The sequence below is a fragment of the Nostoc foliaceum FACHB-393 genome (genome assembly GCF_014698505.1).
GTDB lineage: Bacteria > Cyanobacteriota > Cyanobacteriia > Cyanobacteriales > Nostocaceae > Nostoc > Nostoc foliaceum_A.
In genome coordinates this window covers 114276-133553 of sequence record NZ_JACJTD010000010.1, presented here as the reverse complement: position 1 = coordinate 133553, position 19278 = coordinate 114276, and the positions used below count along the sequence as shown (strand labels likewise).

General features: G+C 41.8%; 18 protein-coding genes and 1 riboswitch. Of the genes, 7 read left to right on the top strand and 11 right to left on the bottom strand.

Going from position 1 to position 19278, the window contains the following annotated elements:
* Positions 1 to 255 precede the first annotated feature (255 nt).
* From H6G92_RS11235 to H6G92_RS11225, 3 genes are all read right to left on the bottom strand, one after another.
* Positions 256 to 525: an Asr1405/Asl0597 family protein gene (locus tag H6G92_RS11235; RefSeq protein ID WP_190893780.1), complete on the bottom strand. Its 270-nt coding sequence runs from the start codon at positions 523 to 525 to the stop codon at positions 256 to 258.
* A gap of 71 nt (positions 526 to 596) precedes the next feature.
* The gene (gene cysE / locus H6G92_RS11230) at positions 597 to 1346 is read right to left on the bottom strand and encodes a serine O-acetyltransferase (RefSeq protein ID WP_190893779.1); all 750 of its coding nucleotides are present in this window, start codon (positions 1344 to 1346) and stop codon (positions 597 to 599) included.
* Between the two features lie 745 nt (positions 1347 to 2091).
* Positions 2092 to 2463 carry a zinc ribbon domain-containing protein gene (locus tag H6G92_RS11225; RefSeq protein ID WP_190893778.1) on the bottom strand — a complete coding sequence of 124 codons (372 nt, stop codon included), beginning with the start codon at positions 2461 to 2463 and terminating at the stop codon, positions 2092 to 2094.
* Positions 2464 to 2722: 259 nt separating this feature from the next.
* Here H6G92_RS11225 and H6G92_RS11220 point away from each other — a divergent pair, with 259 nt between their 5' ends.
* Both H6G92_RS11220 and H6G92_RS11215 read left to right on the top strand, forming a co-directional pair.
* Positions 2723 to 4093 carry an AAA family ATPase gene (locus H6G92_RS11220; protein ID WP_190893777.1) on the top strand — a complete coding sequence of 457 codons (1371 nt, stop codon included), beginning with the start codon at positions 2723 to 2725 and terminating at the stop codon, positions 4091 to 4093.
* Positions 4093 to 4821 carry a ParB/Srx family N-terminal domain-containing protein gene (locus tag H6G92_RS11215; RefSeq protein WP_190893776.1) on the top strand — a complete coding sequence of 243 codons (729 nt, stop codon included), beginning with the start codon at positions 4093 to 4095 and terminating at the stop codon, positions 4819 to 4821. The genes H6G92_RS11220 and H6G92_RS11215 overlap by 1 nt, the downstream gene beginning before the upstream one ends.
* Positions 4822 to 5083: 262 nt before the next feature.
* On the opposite strand, the gene H6G92_RS11210 is transcribed toward H6G92_RS11215, so the two are convergent.
* The 6 genes from H6G92_RS11210 to H6G92_RS11185 all read right to left on the bottom strand — a co-directional run bounded on the left by H6G92_RS11210 (position 5084) and on the right by H6G92_RS11185 (position 10207).
* On the bottom strand, positions 5084 to 6031 hold the full coding sequence (locus H6G92_RS11210; RefSeq protein ID WP_190893775.1) for a glycosyltransferase family 2 protein: 948 nt from the start codon (positions 6029 to 6031) through the stop codon (positions 5084 to 5086).
* A gap of 80 nt (positions 6032 to 6111) precedes the next feature.
* Complete coding sequence (locus H6G92_RS11205; RefSeq protein ID WP_190893774.1) at positions 6112 to 7131, bottom strand: Npun_R2821/Npun_R2822 family protein; 1020 nt, start codon at positions 7129 to 7131, stop codon at positions 6112 to 6114.
* 186 nt (positions 7132 to 7317) lie between these two features.
* Positions 7318 to 7767 (bottom strand): hypothetical protein, encoded by a 450-nt coding sequence (locus H6G92_RS11200; protein ID WP_190893773.1) that lies wholly within the window; start codon positions 7765 to 7767, stop codon positions 7318 to 7320.
* A 336-nt stretch (positions 7768 to 8103) separates the two neighbouring features.
* Positions 8104 to 8745: a TetR/AcrR family transcriptional regulator gene (locus H6G92_RS11195; protein ID WP_190893772.1), complete on the bottom strand. Its 642-nt coding sequence runs from the start codon at positions 8743 to 8745 to the stop codon at positions 8104 to 8106.
* A gap of 121 nt (positions 8746 to 8866) precedes the next feature.
* Positions 8867 to 9364, bottom strand: a complete 498-nt coding sequence (locus H6G92_RS11190; protein ID WP_190893771.1) for a GNAT family N-acetyltransferase — start codon at positions 9362 to 9364, stop codon at positions 8867 to 8869.
* 126 nt (positions 9365 to 9490) lie between these two features.
* Complete coding sequence (locus H6G92_RS11185) at positions 9491 to 10207, bottom strand: DJ-1/PfpI family protein (RefSeq protein WP_190893770.1); 717 nt, start codon at positions 10205 to 10207, stop codon at positions 9491 to 9493.
* Between the two features lie 494 nt (positions 10208 to 10701).
* On the opposite strand from H6G92_RS11185, the gene H6G92_RS11180 reads away from it, so the two are divergent.
* Positions 10702 to 11181: a beta-lactamase hydrolase domain-containing protein gene (locus H6G92_RS11180; protein WP_190893769.1), complete on the top strand. Its 480-nt coding sequence runs from the start codon at positions 10702 to 10704 to the stop codon at positions 11179 to 11181.
* A gap of 442 nt (positions 11182 to 11623) precedes the next feature.
* A riboswitch (TPP riboswitch) is annotated at positions 11624 to 11720 on the top strand.
* A 7-nt stretch (positions 11721 to 11727) separates the two neighbouring features.
* A complete protein-coding gene (gene thiC / locus H6G92_RS11175; RefSeq protein WP_190893768.1) occupies positions 11728 to 13101 on the top strand; it encodes a phosphomethylpyrimidine synthase in 1374 nt (457 codons plus the stop codon).
* A 184-nt stretch (positions 13102 to 13285) separates the two neighbouring features.
* Here thiC and H6G92_RS11170 read toward each other — a convergent pair whose 3' ends face one another.
* Positions 13286 to 15274: a S8 family serine peptidase gene (locus tag H6G92_RS11170; RefSeq protein WP_190893767.1), complete on the bottom strand. Its 1989-nt coding sequence runs from the start codon at positions 15272 to 15274 to the stop codon at positions 13286 to 13288.
* 350 nt (positions 15275 to 15624) lie between these two features.
* Between H6G92_RS11170 and H6G92_RS11165 the strand changes: the two genes are divergently transcribed.
* From H6G92_RS11165 to H6G92_RS11155, 3 genes are all read left to right on the top strand, one after another.
* The gene (locus H6G92_RS11165) at positions 15625 to 16209 is read left to right on the top strand and encodes a hypothetical protein (protein WP_190893766.1); all 585 of its coding nucleotides are present in this window, start codon (positions 15625 to 15627) and stop codon (positions 16207 to 16209) included.
* A 77-nt stretch (positions 16210 to 16286) separates the two neighbouring features.
* Positions 16287 to 16628, top strand: coding sequence for a hypothetical protein (locus tag H6G92_RS11160; RefSeq protein WP_190893765.1), 342 nt, complete (start codon positions 16287 to 16289; stop codon positions 16626 to 16628).
* Positions 16628 to 17326, top strand: coding sequence for a DUF6745 domain-containing protein (locus H6G92_RS11155; protein ID WP_190893764.1), 699 nt, complete (start codon positions 16628 to 16630; stop codon positions 17324 to 17326). The genes H6G92_RS11160 and H6G92_RS11155 overlap by 1 nt, the downstream gene beginning before the upstream one ends.
* A 48-nt stretch (positions 17327 to 17374) precedes the next feature.
* Here the strand turns inward: H6G92_RS11155 and H6G92_RS11150 are convergent, their stop codons facing one another.
* A complete protein-coding gene (locus H6G92_RS11150) occupies positions 17375 to 19222 on the bottom strand; it encodes a vWA domain-containing protein (RefSeq protein WP_190893763.1) in 1848 nt (615 codons plus the stop codon).
* Positions 19223 to 19278 lie beyond the last annotated feature (56 nt).

The window sequence follows — 19278 nt, the reverse complement described above, 5'->3', positions numbered from 1 at the left end:
ATCCCCAGTCTGGTTTGGTAATTTCGCCTTTTTAATTGTTGCTATATGTCAGGGAAATTTCAGATTTAGTAGACTGGATAAAATCTAAAACTCGGTTAATCTCCCTCAGTCTGCAACAAATTCTGCTAGCTTACAGTAACTTCAACTTCTAAACCTATTCGAGCTTTGTGCATCTATGAACAAAAAGGATGAAGTGCAGTCCTTGCGTCATGAATTCAAGATTAATCGTGTCTGAATTAGGTCTTTTTGAAAGACTCATGACTCATCACTGTAATCCCAGCAACGCTCTAACCACTCTAATAATTCATGACGAGAAGCAAGAAATTGCATAACAGTACTGCGAATTAAAATCGCTTCTACCAAATTGTTCACTTGCACTCGTAAAGAACCATCGGGGGGACAAGAGCTATTAATTTTTAACTCTTGTAAACGGTGATAGATTCGCCAGCGATCGCTCAAAGGAATCTGCAAAACTTGATCGCCTAAAGGATCGGAATTAAGTTGTGAGGCGTTTAATTTTCTCATTTTGGCAGTGGGGGGAGTGAGGTAGATGAGGGCGATAAGGGGAATAATTACTAACTCTTAACTCTTAACTCTTAACTCTTAACTCCTAACTCTTGTCTTAAAGTTTGCAGTTGTTTTTCGAGTTGCTCAATGCGCGAGAGCAAAGAACGAATCACGGTTGCTTCCACATCGGGTAGCTTTCCATGTTCTAAAGGAGAAAGGCTGGCGTTTTGATTCCGAGAAATAATGCGACCGGGAACTCCCACAACTGTGCAATCGTTGGGGATATCCCGCAAGACAATGGAACCTGCGCCAATACGGACGCGATCGCCAATTTGCAGATTACCCAAAACTTTCGCACCCGCGCCGATCACTGCATTTTTGCCCACTGTGGGATGACGCTTACCAGTTTCTTTACCAGTTCCGCCAAGGGTGACGCCTTGGTAAATCAGTGTATAGTCGCCCACGATCGCAGTTTCGCCAATGACAACACCCATTCCGTGGTCGATAAACACACCCTGACCAATCTCTGCACCTGGGTGAATTTCAATTCCCGTTAAAAATCGTCCCAAGTGAGAAATAAACCGGGGGATAAAACCGACTCCTCGACCATGTAACCAGTGAGCAAGACGATGCAAACAGAGTGCGTGCAATCCTGGATAGCAAAACACCACCTCTAGCCAATTCCGTGCTGCTGGATCGCGCTCAAAAATAATGCGAAAATCACTCAATAATGGCTCAAAAAAAACGCCAGAGAGTAACTTTTTCAGCATGGATGTATGTGCAGAATCCTGCGTTTTGGTAGTTGGGGGATCGCTAATACTGTCTAAAGACTGTTGCATCGGTAATGTCTATCTGGTAGAAAGAGCCATGTGCTATTTTTATGCTTATATCAGGCGACTTCCAACTCGATAGGAAACCCAATGCTGATTGGATTTATTGGATTGATTAAGGTTGTACTCAAACGCCGAAACCCCGACTCAAGATAAACTTAAAATTTCTCTTGGGGTAGGGGCGCTAGTGTTTAAGGATGGGGGTGCTAGTATTTTGGGGACAGGGGTTAAGAATTTCTGTGCTCGCTACAAGAAACTTTACCTGTAAGCTTTTACTAAGATTTCGTCAAGATATTTTGCAATATATTAAGCTGTACTCAGATGCACTCAAATATGAGTTTTATAGGGCTAAAAATTGATTTTCTGTATATGCTACTACTATTAGTATCTTATTATTTCGTGAGGCGAAAGACAGGTTTCTTTATTTTCTTTTATGATTTCCTGTCTGTATGTATATATACGTTTCAAAATATAGCGATCGCTCATAGTGACTATTTTATTATTATATATAGGAATCATATTTGATTTCTGAAAAAATCTAAGTATTTGTAGGGTGTGTTAGGCGTAAGCCGTAACGCACCAAAGCCTTAAGAATGGTGCGTTACGCTGTCGCTAACGCACCCTACGTATCTTTTCAAAAATCAAATACTAGTCCTATAGATGTATTGGAGTTGCGAGGACCGGGGCTGGGGGTTAGGTCTGTATTGGACTCATCCGATAAGCGCTATATTCCCCACTTCCCAGTCAACACAAATCAAGACCTTAATACAACAAACAATAAACAAACCAATAATAAACCTAATAGCAACAGCAAACCCTGATTGCGTTTTACCCAAGTTTTCACAGTTACCGCAAAACTGTTAGTGTAACGCTGCTGTTGCAAATCCAACTTTGTATCTTCAATATTTTGGTAGAGGGTACAATCTTTGGCATAGGGACGCTGGGGAAAATTGCAAGTATCATCAGCGTGATAAGTGCAGGTGTCGCACAGATACCCGTCCCCAGTGGCGCGGTGCAATGGAATACCGGGATGACCGTAAGCTTTGAGTGTCGTCCGGCAATAGGGACAACTAATAGCTTGTCTATCAACGAGTTGATGGCAGTGGGGACAAGATACAGTAGCCAAAACTTTTAGCGCAAATAGGTAAACACTTTGATTCTATCCATTTATAAAGGTAATGGGGAAATACATACGTAGCCTGTTTCTTTTGAATATGGCTAGCTGTCAGAAATGGTTATTGTATCAGCAAAAGTACTAATCTTATGATGATTATTTATGTTTTTCTAAGTGATTTATATCACTCAATACAGTTAAGGCTATGTGATAATCTAGCAAATATCAGGTTTTATCCCAAGTCCAATAATTATTTTGAGGTAGAAAAATATTGCCTTTTAATCCTGAGCTATGCCGTAACGAAAGCGAAGTTGAAAGCAAACTCATAGTGCAATATTTGCTACCACAGCTAGGTTATACTCCTGACACCTGGCATCAAGAAGTTGCCGTTGGTAGCATCCGCTTAGATTTCTTAGCATTTGCCGCACAAGTGATTCCCTTTGTCTTAGATGCTAACTCACCGCTGAGTGTCGTAATGGAGGCAAAGCATCCCAAACAAAACTTAAATAATCATGTCCCCCGACTCAGGCATTATTTAACCAGCTTGAATGTCAGGTATGGTTTGTTGACTAACGGCAAAGAGATTAGAATTTATCAAAAATTGCAGACTGATATTCAACTAGTATTTCAATGTTCTGGGAAAGAAGTCGAGCCGAAACTAGAAAAGATTAAAGGTGTAATTGGTAGAGAGAGTTTGAAAGAAGGACAGTTAATAGATAAACCAGAAGTTCAAATAACTGAAGAAAAATTTATTTTTGAAACTAAGAGTAAGAGGCAACATATAATGAAAATAATTGCGATTTACCACAATAAAGGCGGCGTAGGTAAGACAACTACTGTAGTTAATTTAGCTGCTGCTATTAGAAAAAAAGGTAAAAAAGTTTTGGTAATTGATCTTGACAGTCAAGCAAATACAACATTTGCTACAGGTTTAGTCAAATTTGATGATGAAGAATTCGATGATATCAAAGATTCTAATATTCGTCATATTTTGCAATCAGAAGATTTTTATCCTATAGAGGAAGTCGCTAGAAAATCTCAATTCACAAATCCAGAAATTAGTGTTGTTCCTTCTCATATTAGTTTAATGAATTATGAAAATGAGTTAATTCAGCAAGAAGACAGTAAGATGATGCTTGCTCAAAAACTCAGTGCAGTAGCAGAACAATATGATGTAGTATTGATTGATACCCCACCTTCATTAAATCTGTATGCTAGGATTGCTCTAATTACTGCTGACTACCTTATTATTCCTTCCGATCTAAAACCATTTGCTAATCAAGGACTAATAAATGTTAGGGAATTTATCAAAAAAATAAATGGATTTAGAAAACAAATAAGAAAGCCTCAACTTGAAATTTTAGGTGTACTTGCTTGTAAAATATCTACTAACAATCAATTTGTAAAACATACTTTAACTAAAAGATTAGAAGCTATTCCAAAACGATATGATTTCGAGGTCATGAATACAGTGATTTATGACAGAGATGACTTAGCAAAATGCGCTGAAAAGTTTCTGATTATAGGAGATATTGAAGTAGCTGATCCAATTTCTGTGCTTGATTTTAAGCCCGATTCAACTGCTGCACAAGAATTTGAATTATTGGCAATAGAAGTTTTACAAAAGATAGGGTTGACTTAATGAAATTATCTACATCACTAGTTGCTATTAAAAAAATTACTTCTACTGTAGCTCGATCAAGTTTTATAGATGATCAGCTAGAACAAGCAGCAAATCTTATTCTAGAAGCGGCAGGAGTTATTAACCCTATAATTATTCGTCGTTCAAGCATCGATTCCTTTGAGGTCGTTGATGGACATTTTGAGTATCACGCTGCTACTAGGGCAAGAGAAATAGATCCTCGTAAAGCTGAAATGATTGGGGTATTTATTATTGAGTCTGAAAATGAGGAGACTTTAAAAAAGCAAGTTGAATTATTTAGACAGTCAAAAGCTGATTTTTCAGAAAAAGTAGCATTGGAATCAAAAGATATTGAACAGTTTTTAATCAATTTGGAGTCACGTTTTGAAAAAATAACTAAGCAACTATTTGAGCAAGCAACTACTAATGCAAAGTTAGAAAATGAAGTCAAAGATATTAAAAAGCAAATGGCTGAGAAGACTGAACTGATAGAAGTTTTTAAAACGTTTAGTCCAGTTGAAATTGCTTCCAAATTACGTAATGCTGGTTTTAATCAAAAAAAAGCTTCTCAGATAGCAGAAATAGTAGAAAATGAACGAAATGCTCAACAGTTTAAATCCTTGAATGATATAGTAGAAAGGATTAAAATACCACATGGCAAAAAGATGATTAAAGCCATAAGTAGTGAAAAAATGCTTGAAATAGTTGATCAGTGGTCAGGAAAATAATTGACTGAAGATTAACTTAGTAAAGTATGTTAACGCAGTGTAAAATAGATAATTTTCTTTGCGCCTTTGTGTGAGACATTATCCACTAGGATATAAAACAATACGGTTCAGTTAAGGCTAAAACTCTTTGTCAAAGTCAATTTTTTTAACGAACCGCCAAGGACGCAAAGGACGCAAAGAGAAGAAAGAAATGCTTAACTGAACTGTATTGGGATATAAAAAACGATGCCTGCGGTGGGCTGTACTAAGACATTCCTATAGCTTAACCCCGCACCTGTCGCAGTGCATTAAACGCCTTACCTCGCAACCCAACTGGTAACAACGATAAACCTAAACCAGTCCAAGCTTTAGCAGTCGAAAAAGACTGTCCCGCCAAAACTAGCTCTCTGCCTTTTTGCGTTTCACCCTTTTCAATTAAACGCAAACCTAATAATAATTGCGTTTCAGTGAGACGATTTTTCCTAATTTTCTCTATTTTGTCAGATTCAAATTTATAACTTTCTAAATATCGGATTTTATCAAATAAATAAGGAATAGCCCGATTGATACCTTGCTGTTCTGCATGTGAGCGATATTCCATCAATAATTCTGGTAAGTAATAGCCATTTTTGCCAGCCAACGCCAGACGCACAAATAAATCATTGTCCTCGCAATTTTGCAGATTTGGCTGCATATATCCTAATTCTTGCAATGCTTTACGGCGAAATAATGTTGCTCCAATTTGAAAGCTTTGCTGAATAAATACAACTTCCAACAAATTATCTACAACACCTACTGGTAAATTCTTCCTACCCCAGCGATGAGAATTTTCTTGAGTTTTGGCTTCATCTCGCACATTGTTAATATCAATTATCCAATGGTCTGTGCCAACAAAATCAATGCTAGAGTCTTGAGTAAGAATAGTTGCAGTACTTGCGAGAAAATCGGGTGTTAACCGATCATCATCATCAAATTTAATAAAATATTCACCACTGGCAGCATCAAAGCCAGAGCGCATATTATTACTTTTACCAATATTTTGCAGATGACGGATATATTTAATGCGTTGGTCTGTGTACTGTGACATCAACTCAGGTGTACCATCGCTAGAACCATCATCACAAACAATTAGTTCAAAATCTTGCTCAGACTGATTGAGTACACTCTCTATGGCATAAGGAAGGAGATTAACACGATTAAAAGTAGGAACGCAAACAGTAATTTTAGGCATATTACATATTAATCTATAAAATATACAAAATAGAAAGTTTAATCAATTGTTAATTTAATCTATCGCCAATAAAGCTATATTTAGCGGATAGCTCTTTGAATTTTATTCATTGTTCTGTTGAGAAATTGATTAGTTTTTGCAATCATACTAAGTGGTTTTAGCTGTTTTGGTTTTTGTTCTGGCTGTTTGAGAAACCGATAGTGTAAAAACTCATTTGCATAACAGATATTAATATCTTTTCCTTGACACAAGTAAGCAAAATCACGAGAAGAATAACTCATATAATGGATGCGGTGAATTGGTTTTAAGCCATCTTGATTATAAAGAACATTATTAATATTGACGAAGGGATCTGCATTGGCACAGTTGCCTGTTCTATCTTCGCCATTCGGGCTAAGTGTAAAGTTAAAAATCGGGCGATCGCAGCACAAAGTCATATAATTAAACAAAAAAGCATCATCCCACCATCCATGTCCATTAATCCATTCAACTTCCCTATGGGTAATTAATCGCTCCTTCATTATTTCAATTTCTTTAACAGTAAATAACCCCCGTTTAGATCCAAAAAAGCTAGAACAATGCAGCTTAGGACGTATATCTGCTTCTGTATATAGTCCAGTTTTTTCTATAACGGAAATATTCAACGCTGCAACACGTCTATCCTTAAGGTGTTCCCAATCATCAAAAATAAAATCGGATGTTTCTAGCTTGTCAATTACATTATTGACTGGCTTCATTGCCAAACTATCACCGTCATAAAATACAAATTTATCAAAAATACCCTCAAAGGCAACAAACTTTCTTTGTAAATGACTTTTATACCAACTAGGACGTGATAATTTTTTATCTTTTTCTCTGGGATGAGCAGCCCAAACCTGATGAGCAAATTCTTCCCAGCGTTGAATTACGTCCCAATTATCAAACAGGATTACATTCTTTCGAGCACTAACTTCTTGCCTAACTAGGTCTAACCGCTCATCATAGGGAATAATACAAATAGGAATATCTGCGCTAACATTTACCTCAATGCTGTTTAGCAAAGCTACTAGTTGGTCAAACACCACATCATTAGCAAGTGTGTAAATACCGAAAGAATCCATTTTTATTAAACCTTTTTATATTTAAGTTACAGAATAACTCAAATAATATTATCGTTATTTTCTGAGCTAAGTTAAGTTGGCATAATAAAACCAAACTATGTAAAGAAAGATAAACTAGGCTAAAACCCTCTTCCCTCCTGTCTCATCCCAACGATAAATTTTACGCGGGACTACTTGCTAATAAGTCTAGCTGTTGAATAATTGCCTTCTAGAGAATAATCTCAGCAACCCGGCGGTTCCAACACCCCAAGCACCATTAACCAATAAACCTGTGACTATTCCCACAATTTTCCAGCCTCCAGCGATGGGCTGACCCTTGAGTGGTGCGACTATAAACCAAGCGACTACTGTCGGGAAAATTGCACCAAATACCAATGCAGCTAACCAATAGCTTTTATCATGTCGAAAACGAGGCGCGAATGCCACCCAAATCAGTCCCCAAACCCCTCCCCAGAATGCGCTTGACCAAATTTGCGGGATTCCGAATGGTGGTGTCGGTGCAGTTGGATAGGGGGCGCGAGGCGTGAAATTCACTGCATGTAGCAGCGCCAACATCCCTTGGTGAAATAGCAAAACAGATATAAAGCCTGCAATAAATGCTAATGCAAATCGAGATAAGGCAGCTTTTTGAGTCATTGCTTATACGAAAACCTCTAGAGCTTGCTTCTTGGAGTTGTCTATGATAGTTTGCTAACTAGAATAAATACAGTAACTCCATCAAGTTACCGGGTTTTATTGAACACTATCGTTGATATAGTCGAAGGAGTCTGGAGTTAAGAGTATCTAGGTACTCTACCAAATATATGACAAGTAGAAAAGCCAGTCTTGCTGATTGAGAAGTCGGTGCCTCTGCATTTTTCAATTCATCTAGAACATTTCTGATCAACGAAGCGCCTGCTGCGTAGGCGTAGCCCGTCGTAGACATCGTTCATGCCGTTACCCAGCCATCGCGCGTTAGTGTCAACGAAATCCTTATTCCACCGACGGGACAAGAACATTAAATTGAGAGCTGGGAGTAGCACTGATACCGCGCACAAAAATATCTACACAGGTTTCGATATAATCCTCACAGCTATAGCTGCCCTGATTGAATTTTGCACTGCGGCATAGCATTCCAGCTAACAGCATTCCTGTAAACATATCGACTGCTGGAAATGGATCAAGGTCTGCTCTGACAGTGCCTTGTCTCTGACTCGATTGCAGGTAAGCTACTAGTTTTTCTCTTAAGGGTTTGGCAGCTTCTTGAATCACTTGTTTTGCTGCCTCAGGATGACGTTTTGCTTCTCCAATGAAGGTACGAATTAAGTCTTCCTGTGCCTCAAGCATAGTATTGTAAAGGTGGGCATACTGTATTAAATCAATTTTTAAATCCTGCGTCCACGCTTGGGGGTGTGCAAGGGCTTCTGTCTGGAGTGCCAAGGCATTTTTGATTACTGCTCCCAGAAGTTGTTCTTTGCTAGCAAAGTGGCGAAATAAAGTCACCTCATTCACCCCAGCAACACGAGCTATTTCACGGGTAGTTGCTCCTTGAACACCTAAACTGGCAAATACCTGCGAGGCGGCTTCTATCAAACGTGTACGGGTTAGAGTTGATGAACGGATGGTTTTATTCATTTATACTGGCAAGTACTTACTTACATCATAGGTTATGTGGAAAAAGTGGTTGTAACTTGAGGAAAATGATCTTGATACCAGAGCATTTTTAAATTTATTGAAAATCTTCACCCTGTCAAATTTATTTCAGTGTGGTAGTTAATGTTTTACTCATTTTAGTAACTGGAACAACTACCCCACTTCTTAAATAATGAGGCGCTCTTTGGATGGCAGTAAATCCCAGTCGTAAATAAAACCCTTCAGCATAAAGGCTAGCAGTTGTAATTACCTTATCTATACCTTGCTCAGTTGCTTCATTGCAAAAATGTTGAACTAAAGCACGCCCGATCCCTTTACCTTGATATTTAGGATGGACATACAGCCCGATGAGTTCATCAACAATAAAACGAGCAAAACCTATAACGACATCTCCCTCGATCGCAACCCAGAAAGTTTCCACTTTCATATTCTTTAAGATATTTGAGCCATCAGGTTTGTCGCGGTTATTACGCCAAGCTAAAAGTTCTTGTTGGGTGTAAAAAGTTGCAGGCAGAGCTTTAATCGCAGCAATATGAATTGCACTCAGCACCCACGCATCTGTTTCCTGGGCAGGCCTAAGAGATATTTCGTTAGTGCTCATAGATTCAGGACTAGCATCCAGATTACATGCCTGTTTGACTTTTTGGTATGTTATGAGAAATTTTAGTTGCGTGGCGTAGCCCGTCGTAGACATCGCAACAGATCAACTAGCTAAATTCTCACTGCTTTACTGAATATTAGCAGTTTGCAATTGAGTCACAACTCGCTGGACAATTTGCCGTCTGATTTCCTGAACATTGTGACTCGCTGCGGTAACGCTAGCAACTACAGCCGCAGGGGCAGTTTGGGGAGAACCACTGTTAAAAGGGGGTTGAGGATTGTATTCAATCTGTAGTTGAATTGCTTGAGCGATCGCTTCCCCAAATAACTCAGCAACTAGAGCCAGCCCAAAATCAATGCCAGCTGTCACACCACCGCCTGTAATTCGATTGCGATCAATGACAACTCTTTGTGCAACTGTCTCAACTCCCAGCATCTCAAGTAAATCTAACGATAGCCAGTGAGTAGTGGCGCGATAGCCCTGAAGTAACCCCGCCGCCGCCAGTAACAGAGAACCAGTGCAGACAGATGTAACGTAACGGGCTTGTTTCCCTTGAGTTTTTAAGAAGCCGAGAAACTTCTCATCTTCCATTTTGGCGTTGATGCCTGGACCTCCTGGTACAAATAACACATCTAAGGCTGGGGCTTGAGCAAAGGTTGTATCAGCGAGAAAAGTAAGGCCACAATCGCTGCGAATGGGTTCGAGTGTTTCCGCCAGCAGATATAGTTGCACGTTTGGCAATTTTGCAAAGACTTCATAGGGCCCCGTGAAATCTAACTGCGTCACATTAGGGAACAATACTATCCCAATGGATATAGAAGAAAGTTGTTCTTTAACAGTCACTATTTATTTCCTGGTTCACTCTCATAAATAAGAAAAATTACTGATGCTTAAAGCCTAAAATTTCTTGCATGGTTGATTAAGTATCATTACTGCTTAATCTATGTGAACTTTCGCTAAAGTTATTAGTACCGATTTACTACTACTGGTAGTAAGTTGGGCAAATTTTATTGTATATAATTATACTATTTTGCGAAAATTTTGAGCCAATTGCTTATCCAACTTGCTTAATAGTATAACTCTCGAAGTGTAAATTACTGTAAATGTATCGAGAAAACGTATAATGGATTTCCAAATAACAGCAACTCTATCGACAAACCGTATATTATAAATAAAGCAATAAAATAACCAACTTCAAGATTCATATTTTGAAGTAATAAAGCAATATCATTCGATATTTAGCTAATTTTGCCGTTTTTAATTGAATATCCTCTCAAAGCTTGCTGATTCGAGTATCTATCAAGCTGGAAGCCATTAGAAAGTGAAAAGGAGTGAATGTGATCAACGCCATACAGATTAACGAAAACTTGACAACAACAGGACAAGTCATACCAAAACAGCTTGAGCAAGCTATCCAAGAAGGTTTTAAGTCCGTTTTAAATCTGCGATCGCCTGATGAGCTAGGATTTTCCCAAAATGAACAAAAAGTGGCGGAAGCATTGGGGCTGCATTATAGGAATGTCCCACTCAAGGTGGATTTAAAAAATTTGAATGAAGAGGCCATTACCAAAATCCTTACGATATTAGAACAAATCCCTAAACCAGCAGTTGTGCATTGTGCAGCCGGGATGCGATCGACTGGAATTGCGCTTTTAAGTATCGCTATTCAGGAAGGATTAACACCAGAAGAAACCTTAGCAAAAGCTAGGAATCTGGGTTTTGGATTCTTTGAACACGCTGGTGTTAGTCCCCGACTGAAGCAATTATTTGTGGACTACGTTAACAAACACGCGAAAGTAGGTGTGCCTACTCGCTGAAACAGCGAGTTTAACAAACCTCTCCCTACCTTGAACTGTCGTTCAAGTCTGTCCCTCTCCGACTCGGAGAGGGACGGTTTTGCGTAGTAAAACCAGGGAGAGGTTTCTTTTACTCAGGTACAATTCGCGCAACTCAGCAGTTTATAAGTAAAGGCGATCGCTCCACAATACCCATAGTTAAAAGCTTTTGATTTAAGGGTGTGAGAGTGCGATCGCTGTTGTTAGATTAATGAACATTTGCTATAAAAGTTTCTCAATAATCCCTTTCATCGATAGTAAAGCAAAGGCAGATTGCGATGAAAGAATTTCACCAGTATACAGATTAGACATTATTCAACAGAAACAGCGATGTCTACGACGGGCTGCGCCTACGCCAGACTCCGAAAAAACAGCATAAATTGTTAACACCCTTGCTCCCAGATATAACGAAGGTGATACACTACATCCATGCTAGGGGTGCCTACATAACCAGGCTGAGATCACACCCTTAACACCTGAGTCTGGGTAATACCAGCGGAGGGAAGCTGTTTATTGAGGAATTATAATATGCGGACAGAATGGGTTGCTAAACGGCGTGGGCAGGGTAATGTATCTCAAATGCACTACGCCCGCCAAGGTGTTATCACCGAAGAAATGCACTACGTCGCCCAACGGGAAAATCTCCCTGCTGATCTCATTCGTGAGGAAGTGGCGCGGGGGCGAATGATTATTCCCGCTAATATAAATCACACTAACTTAGAGCCGATGGCTATTGGCATCGCCTCTAAATGTAAGGTAAATGCTAATATTGGCGCTTCCCCCAACTCTTCTAATCTTCAAGAAGAAGTTGATAAGCTAAACTTGGCGGTGAAGTACGGTGCTGATACCGTGATGGATTTATCCACAGGCGGCGGTAATTTGGATGAAATTCGTACCGCTATCATCAAGGCTTCACCTGTTCCCATTGGTACGGTGCCGGTTTACCAAGCTTTAGAAAGTGTCCACGGCACAATCGAGAACCTGACTGCTGATGATTTTCTCCATATCATCGAAAAGCACGCCCAGCAAGGGGTAGACTATCAAACTATCCACGCAGGGATTTTGATTGAGCATTTGCCTTTGGTGAGAAACCGCATCACTGGTATTGTCTCTCGCGGTGGCGGTATTTTGGCGCGGTGGATGTTGCATCACCACAAACAAAACCCGCTTTATACCCACTTCCAAGACATTATTGAGATTTTCAAAAAGTACGATGTCTCCTTCAGTTTAGGAGATTCCCTGCGTCCTGGCTGCACCCATGATGCCTCAGATGAAGCACAATTAGCTGAGTTGAAAACCCTTGGGCAGCTAACTCGCAAAGCCTGGGAAGATGATGTACAGGTGATGGTAGAAGGGCCTGGACATGTGCCAATGGATCAAATTGAGTTCAATGTCCGTAAGCAGATGGAAGAGTGTTCTGAAGCACCTTTCTATGTTTTGGGGCCATTGGTGACAGATATTGCTCCCGGTTATGACCACATCACTTCAGCCATTGGAGCAGCGATGGCTGGATGGTACGGTACTGCAATGCTGTGCTATGTAACACCAAAAGAACATTTGGGTCTACCAAATGCCGAAGATGTGCGGAATGGGTTGATTGCCTATAAGATTGCAGCTCATGCGGCTGATATTGCTAGACATCGCCCTGGTGCAAGGGATAGAGACGATGAACTTTCTAAGGCGCGTTACAACTTCGATTGGAACCGTCAGTTTGAATTATCACTCGACCCAGAAAGAGCTAAAGAATATCACGATGAAACTTTGCCAGCAGATATCTATAAAACTGCTGAGTTTTGTTCGATGTGTGGGCCTAAGTTCTGCCCAATGCAAACTAAGGTTGATGCTGATGCGTTGACAGAATTAGAGAAGTTCTTGGCGAAAGAGCCTGTGGCTCAAAGCTAACAGACACCGAAGGTAGGAGGCAGGAGGCAGAAGGGATGTAATATAGTGGGTCTGAAGTCTCCACTATATTACAGTCCACCAAATCTCTGATTTGGTGGGGTACTTAGACCCTTGCTCGCTCTGGTCGTCGCAGGAGACAGAGGACAATATTCCTCCTCCTGCCCCCTGCCTCCTGCCTCTCTTGTTAAAATTCAATTTCAATGGTCAAGCTGCGAATTTTTCCTGTATCTGCGTTAGCTTTATCTGCAACTTCCAGAGTCCAGGTTCCTTGGGGACTTTTACCTTTAAAGGCAGCAAGTTTTGGGGTGTTTACCTCGTCATAAGTTGTTTTGATATTATCTGTAGCTCCGCCCTGGCGATCGTGCAGAATTATGGGAAGTACACCTATTTGCACTGGGGGAAGGAGAGTAACTACAAGATCCCCAATATAAGTATGCTCGATGTCTACATTCACTTTGATGGATTTCAGGAGGCTGGTATTAGCGATCGCCAACGACAATGTTGATACTTGCAAATCGTTAATTGGGATATCTTGGACTGCCTTGAATATGCTGATGGGCGATGTTTGAGCTGGCTTGGCCAATTCTACAGCCTTGAGAGCATTGATTCGACCGTAACCGTAGAAGGGGCTGCGACCATTGGCATCATATTTACCTCCAGATGGATCAATGCGATCGCAGGAGCGTTTAATAATGTCTCGCACTTCGTCCCAACGCAGATTTGGGTTTCTGGCAATAATCAGGGCTGCTACACCAGCCACACCTGGACAAGCACTGGAAGTTCCGCCGAATTCGTTCGTGTAGTTGCCTCCGGTATCACCCAGATTCAGATTACCCGAATTATAGCCAAGTACACCAGAGCGATCGGTTGTCCAAATTCCAGGGGTTTGAGAACTATCACCATTGTTACTGGGGAAGGTGCACCAGACCGCCTGACCAAAGTCACTATAAGCGCTTCTCGTACCGAAGTCGTTACAAGCTGCCACAGCAATCACCTTTTGATAGCTGGCGTAGCCGTCGTTATCCACGCTTTCGTTACCATTGCCAGCCGCGAATAAAATTACACATCCCTTGCCGTTGCGCCCTTTATTGATTGCAAAGTCCATAGCAAGTCGTGTGGAGTCAGGCAAAGGTACTTTCTGGTTGTGTACAGGATCGTTTGGCTCAAACCAAACACCATCTGTTGGCCCCCAGCTGCAAGAGATGACATCAGCTCCATTTTGAGCCGCCCAAATAAAAGCATCTGCTTCATCCTGTGACCCCAGCGCCGAAGCTAAACGAATCGGCATGAGCTTTGCACCAGGTGCCACACCAGATGCACCAAAGTTACCGTTTCCACAAGCTACTCCGGCACAAGCTGTCCCGTGGTTATTGTCGTTTCCTGGTCTGGGATTGTCAGTTTTACGTGTGACATCACGCGGGGCAACAATTTTTCCAGAGGAACGGAACTCTTCATGATCGAGATCCACACCGTCGTCGATAATTGCAATAATCGTCCCTGTGCCATCGCTCAACTTCCAAGCTGCCTCAACGTTGGCATGGGCGTTAATTACCTTACCATTAATTGTTGTTTGCTTTAAGTGCCACTGCTGTGGGAAAACCTGACGTTGGCGTAATTCACGCACTAGTTCAGGATGGCACAGTTCAACTGATTCTTCATTCAGAAGTCTCTCGGCTATCTCAAAGACGGCTATACCAGTATTTGCAGGTGTACTGACAAAGTAAGCATTTCGTGCATATTCAAGTTGACGTTTAATTGTTAAGCCGTAACGTCCTAAGACCTCTTGGCAGACCCTTGACTCTTCTTCGTTATCGAATTTAACGAAGAGGTTTTCTGTATAAATTACAGGTTGTTTGGATACTGGATCTATAAGGACACGTCCGGCAAATTGGACTTCAGACTCTTGGTTGAGAATTTCCCGGGCGCGATCGCGCAAAGCGACTCCCTGAGCCGGAACTTTCACTCGCAAAATTTCTACACCCGCTTGCCGAAACCGCGTTGCTAACTCGAATTGATTGAGAATGCTACGAGCTGTAGGTGATACAGGTGCGACTTCAAACGGTCTTACACCGAGAAGAGCACTGCGGCTTTCGGTACGCACTACAACATGTTCATCACTAATAGCAAGTTCATACTGTTTACCGTTCTGTCCACCATAACGAACCTGAACCATAATTTAATCTCCTGGGATATTTGTCTTGAAAATTGAGCATTGGGAAACCGTATTATGCACTACTTTTAAAGCTTGCTATACGCAGCCTGAGTTTATGTTTAGTTTATGCATACTTTTTATCTCATGTGCTATATGTGTATTACGCCATCAAAAATATACAGTTTAAACAGAATTTAATCTCTCTAAGTTCATACAAGCCTTTGATTCGTCTTTCCAGAAAAGAGGGGATTCAAAGTCAGCTTGCTTTAAGAATCTTCACTATCAATAGAGGCGTATAGCTTGCATCCCGATGAAAGATTTGTAATCAATACCACTGAAAAACGCTATAACATAATTAGAACTTGAGAAAAATGTTTTATTTTCCGGCTGAGTATTTTCTACAGGCGTATTCTTTACCCCTGATTGCTGAAGTGAAATTTCAAAACGATTATTTTTCTGAGTATCCTGAACAAATTCGGGTTGGCAGCGATAGCACTGCTGTATCTTATACTCGTAAGCCTGGGTACTATGCAATACATTACAATCAACCCAGCACCGCGGCATCAGGAGCAATTTTACAACTTAACGACGGTGCGATGTCTACGACGGGCTACACCTACGCAGTTTTTCCAGGCGAACCCAATCAATCAGAGCAGGGTAAACTGAGTCCAATTTATACACTACAACCCAATGGTTCCCTAGCAGTACCAACTGGACTGGTTTTCATCCGTTTTGCTGAAGGCGTTGATGTAGAGTCTCAGCGTCAGGTAATTAATCAAGCCGGTTACGAAATAACACGAAGCCTTGAGTATGCACCTCACACAGCTTGGTTGCGTGCCCAATCAGGTAAAATTGCTGATGCGATCGCTGGGATTCCTCGGTTAGAAGCAATACCTAAAGTTGAGAATATTGAACCTCAGATGCTTATGGAAAGAGGTTTGAGGCTAGGACGTTAATAATTCGTAATTCGTAATGGGCTTCGCCCCGCTACGCTAACGTAATTCGTAATTATTTGATGAGCCGATAAATCAAGATGTTTAACAACAGCAATAACTCCCAGGCTAACCAAGCTAATGTTCTCTACAGACATGGCGACGTTCTAATCAGACGTATTTCTAGCTTACCTGTCGGTGTTCAGAGGCGTGTAGGTGCTACTCTCGCTCATGGTGAAATCACAGGACATAGCCATCGCATTCAGCAATCCAATGCTGTTCAGTTGTGGGCACATGGTAGTGACCTTTTTCTTGAGGTTAAAGAACCAAGTGCCACTCTAGTTCATGAGGAACATCGGGCGATTGAATTACCCCAAGGGCTTTACCGCGTCTGGAAACAACGTGAATATCGCCCTGATGCTTACGTCGAGGTGATGGACTAATGCTCAAAATCATGTCGAATGGACGTGTGCCGAATAAACCAGTTCAGCAACGCCCAAACCAAAGCCACGAGCCTGTATCGGCTGAACATGCTCGAAAACTCATCCTTGAGCATCGCGCTTGGGATGGAATGCGCGTTTTGGGTCATCTGGATTTAAGCGGTGCATTGGATCTTTACAATCTACCTGAAAATCTCACTTGTGAAAGTCTTGATATCAGCGACTGTGTAAACCTCACTACCCTTCCCACAGGACTCCACGTCACTTATTGGATCGAATTGGCCGGAAGTGGGATTAGCAGTGTATCTGCGGGGCATGGTTTTGTCTGGCGCTGGCGAGGCGTGCAGGTGACAGATAAAATTGCCTTTGAATCTCAGTCTATAACGGGGCAGGATATCCTCAATATAGAGAATGTTGAGTTGCGCCGCGTACTGATTGAGCGTCTGGGATACGAGACATTTTTGCAGCAAGTGGGAGGATTGATCCGCGATCGCGATCGAGACGCTGGTGGAGAACGTCAACTAGTCTACATTCCTTTTGAGGATGACGAGCCGTTGATGGTCTTGAAAGTCACCTGTCCATCCACAGGACATATTCATATTTTGCGCGTTCCCCCTCACATGCGAAGTTGTCATCAGGCAGCCGCCTGGATTGCAGGGTTTAATAACCCAGATGATTATAACCCTGCGATCGAGGCGTAATGTCAAGGAGGCAGTTGGTCAGTTCACTACGGTTCGGTTAACTTCAACTCAATTACTAGTGCTGGGTTGGACAAATCGTTTAATTTCACCACACGCAATATAAGATTTGCCATCAGGTGCTGTTTTGACTTCATCAACGACGTAAAGCATCCCTTCCTGACGAACCGATCGCGGAAAACGCATGTTCCAATCTGGTTCATATCCATCGGAAACCACCCTAGCACGTAGCTTGCTGCCATCTTTGACACACTGAACTAAAATGCTCTCCCCGACAATATCAGTTGTGGGAAGATCGGCGGCACTGGCAGGGCCTTTAGAGGCTTTGCCTGTATTAGTTAGATGCGATTGTCTAGGCGCAACAAAGATATCTGCTTCACCGGGTTGAGCAAAACGGTTAATATTACCACGTACACGATAGAAAGTGCCTTCACTTGAGAGTTCTAGCCCTTCAACAACATAGCGTGCTCCCTCGGCACGAATGGCGCGGGGAAACTGGACATTCTTGGTTGAATCGTAGCCTTCGGAAATGACTTTGACCCGGAGTTTACCTCCTTCACGAGTGCAGTATAATTCAACACCTGAACCGACTTCATTAACAATCGGCATCGCGTACACTTCATCGCCAGCCGTGACACCGCGACCCACCAGATCGCTACGATTGCGGTTCATCGTCTGGTAACTCTGATCTCGCAGTTCTTTACGTCCGGCATTACCTAGAGCTTTTTGGGCGATTCGACCCGCGAAATACTCAAGCTGATCGATCTCCTCAGCAATTTCAAAATTCTCGTTTAACCCTTTATCCCGAAGATCATTCACAAGGGTACGGAGGGTTTCTTCCGCTTCCTGATGTCTGCCACATTCAGCTAAATTCAGGGCAGTCTCTTTAGCTTTAGCGATCGTGAGGCGACTCAGTTCAAGAATGATATGGCTTGTAGAGGCAAAAGCTGCTTCCTCGACTGTACCAACTTTGGCGATGATATCTGCTGTGCCTGACACACTTTGAATTAGGTCATCTTGCACAACATCGGCGCTGTAATGCAGTTTCATCACAGGTAACTCACCAACTTGAGCGCTTGATATCTCCAAACTCAAACCGAGAAGTTTGTCTTCCCCCTCGTAAAGCTCCCCCAAGGTGATGACAGCTTGACCAGCGTCATTTTGGCTAACTTTAGCAAGACTTAAGGTATCAACAAGGCTGACACCATCAGCCAACTCAATTGTTACCAACAGGTTCTGTCCTATTACTGCTCTAAGACTGTCTAGTTCAATACTAAAAACTTCAGTTGCTTCATCGATGCTCTGAATGAAGTAGAAGTTGCCCGTAGCAGCTCTTGCCATACCAATCAGCAAGTCTTCATTGAAACCCTGAGCAAAACCTAAGGTAGTCGTGGTAATGCCTTCCTCAGCTTTTTGCCCTGATGTCGCCGTCAGTACCTTGGGGTCTTGAATGCCCATATTGGCGTGACCATCGGTAAGCAGGAGAACACGGTTTATTTTTTGCGGATCAAGTCGCGTCTTCACATGTTCACAGCCTTTGAGCCATCCCCCCGATAAATTGGTAATACCGCCTGCTCTCACCTTGCGGATAGAATTTTTTAGTGCAGCCTTGTTAGTCACAGCCTGGGGTGGTACAACGCTGTCCACTTCGTCGTCGTAAACAACTACTGAGAGAATGTCATCTGGCTCAAGTTGATCCACCACAGACTCAGCAGCTTTGAGTGCATGATGCAAGGGAGCGCCTGCCATAGAGCCGGAACGGTCAATTACAAGAGAAAGGTTAAGGTTACGTCGGGGAGATTCAGCTATGTCAGCACGAAAACGTAGCAGAATATTAGTCTTTAATGAAGAGCCTGCGGGGAGGATAGACTGGTCAAATTCGTAACTTGTCTTAATCATTTTTTATATCCCTCAAAATTGTCTGTTATAAGCTACAAGCCTTGTGATGTAAGGAC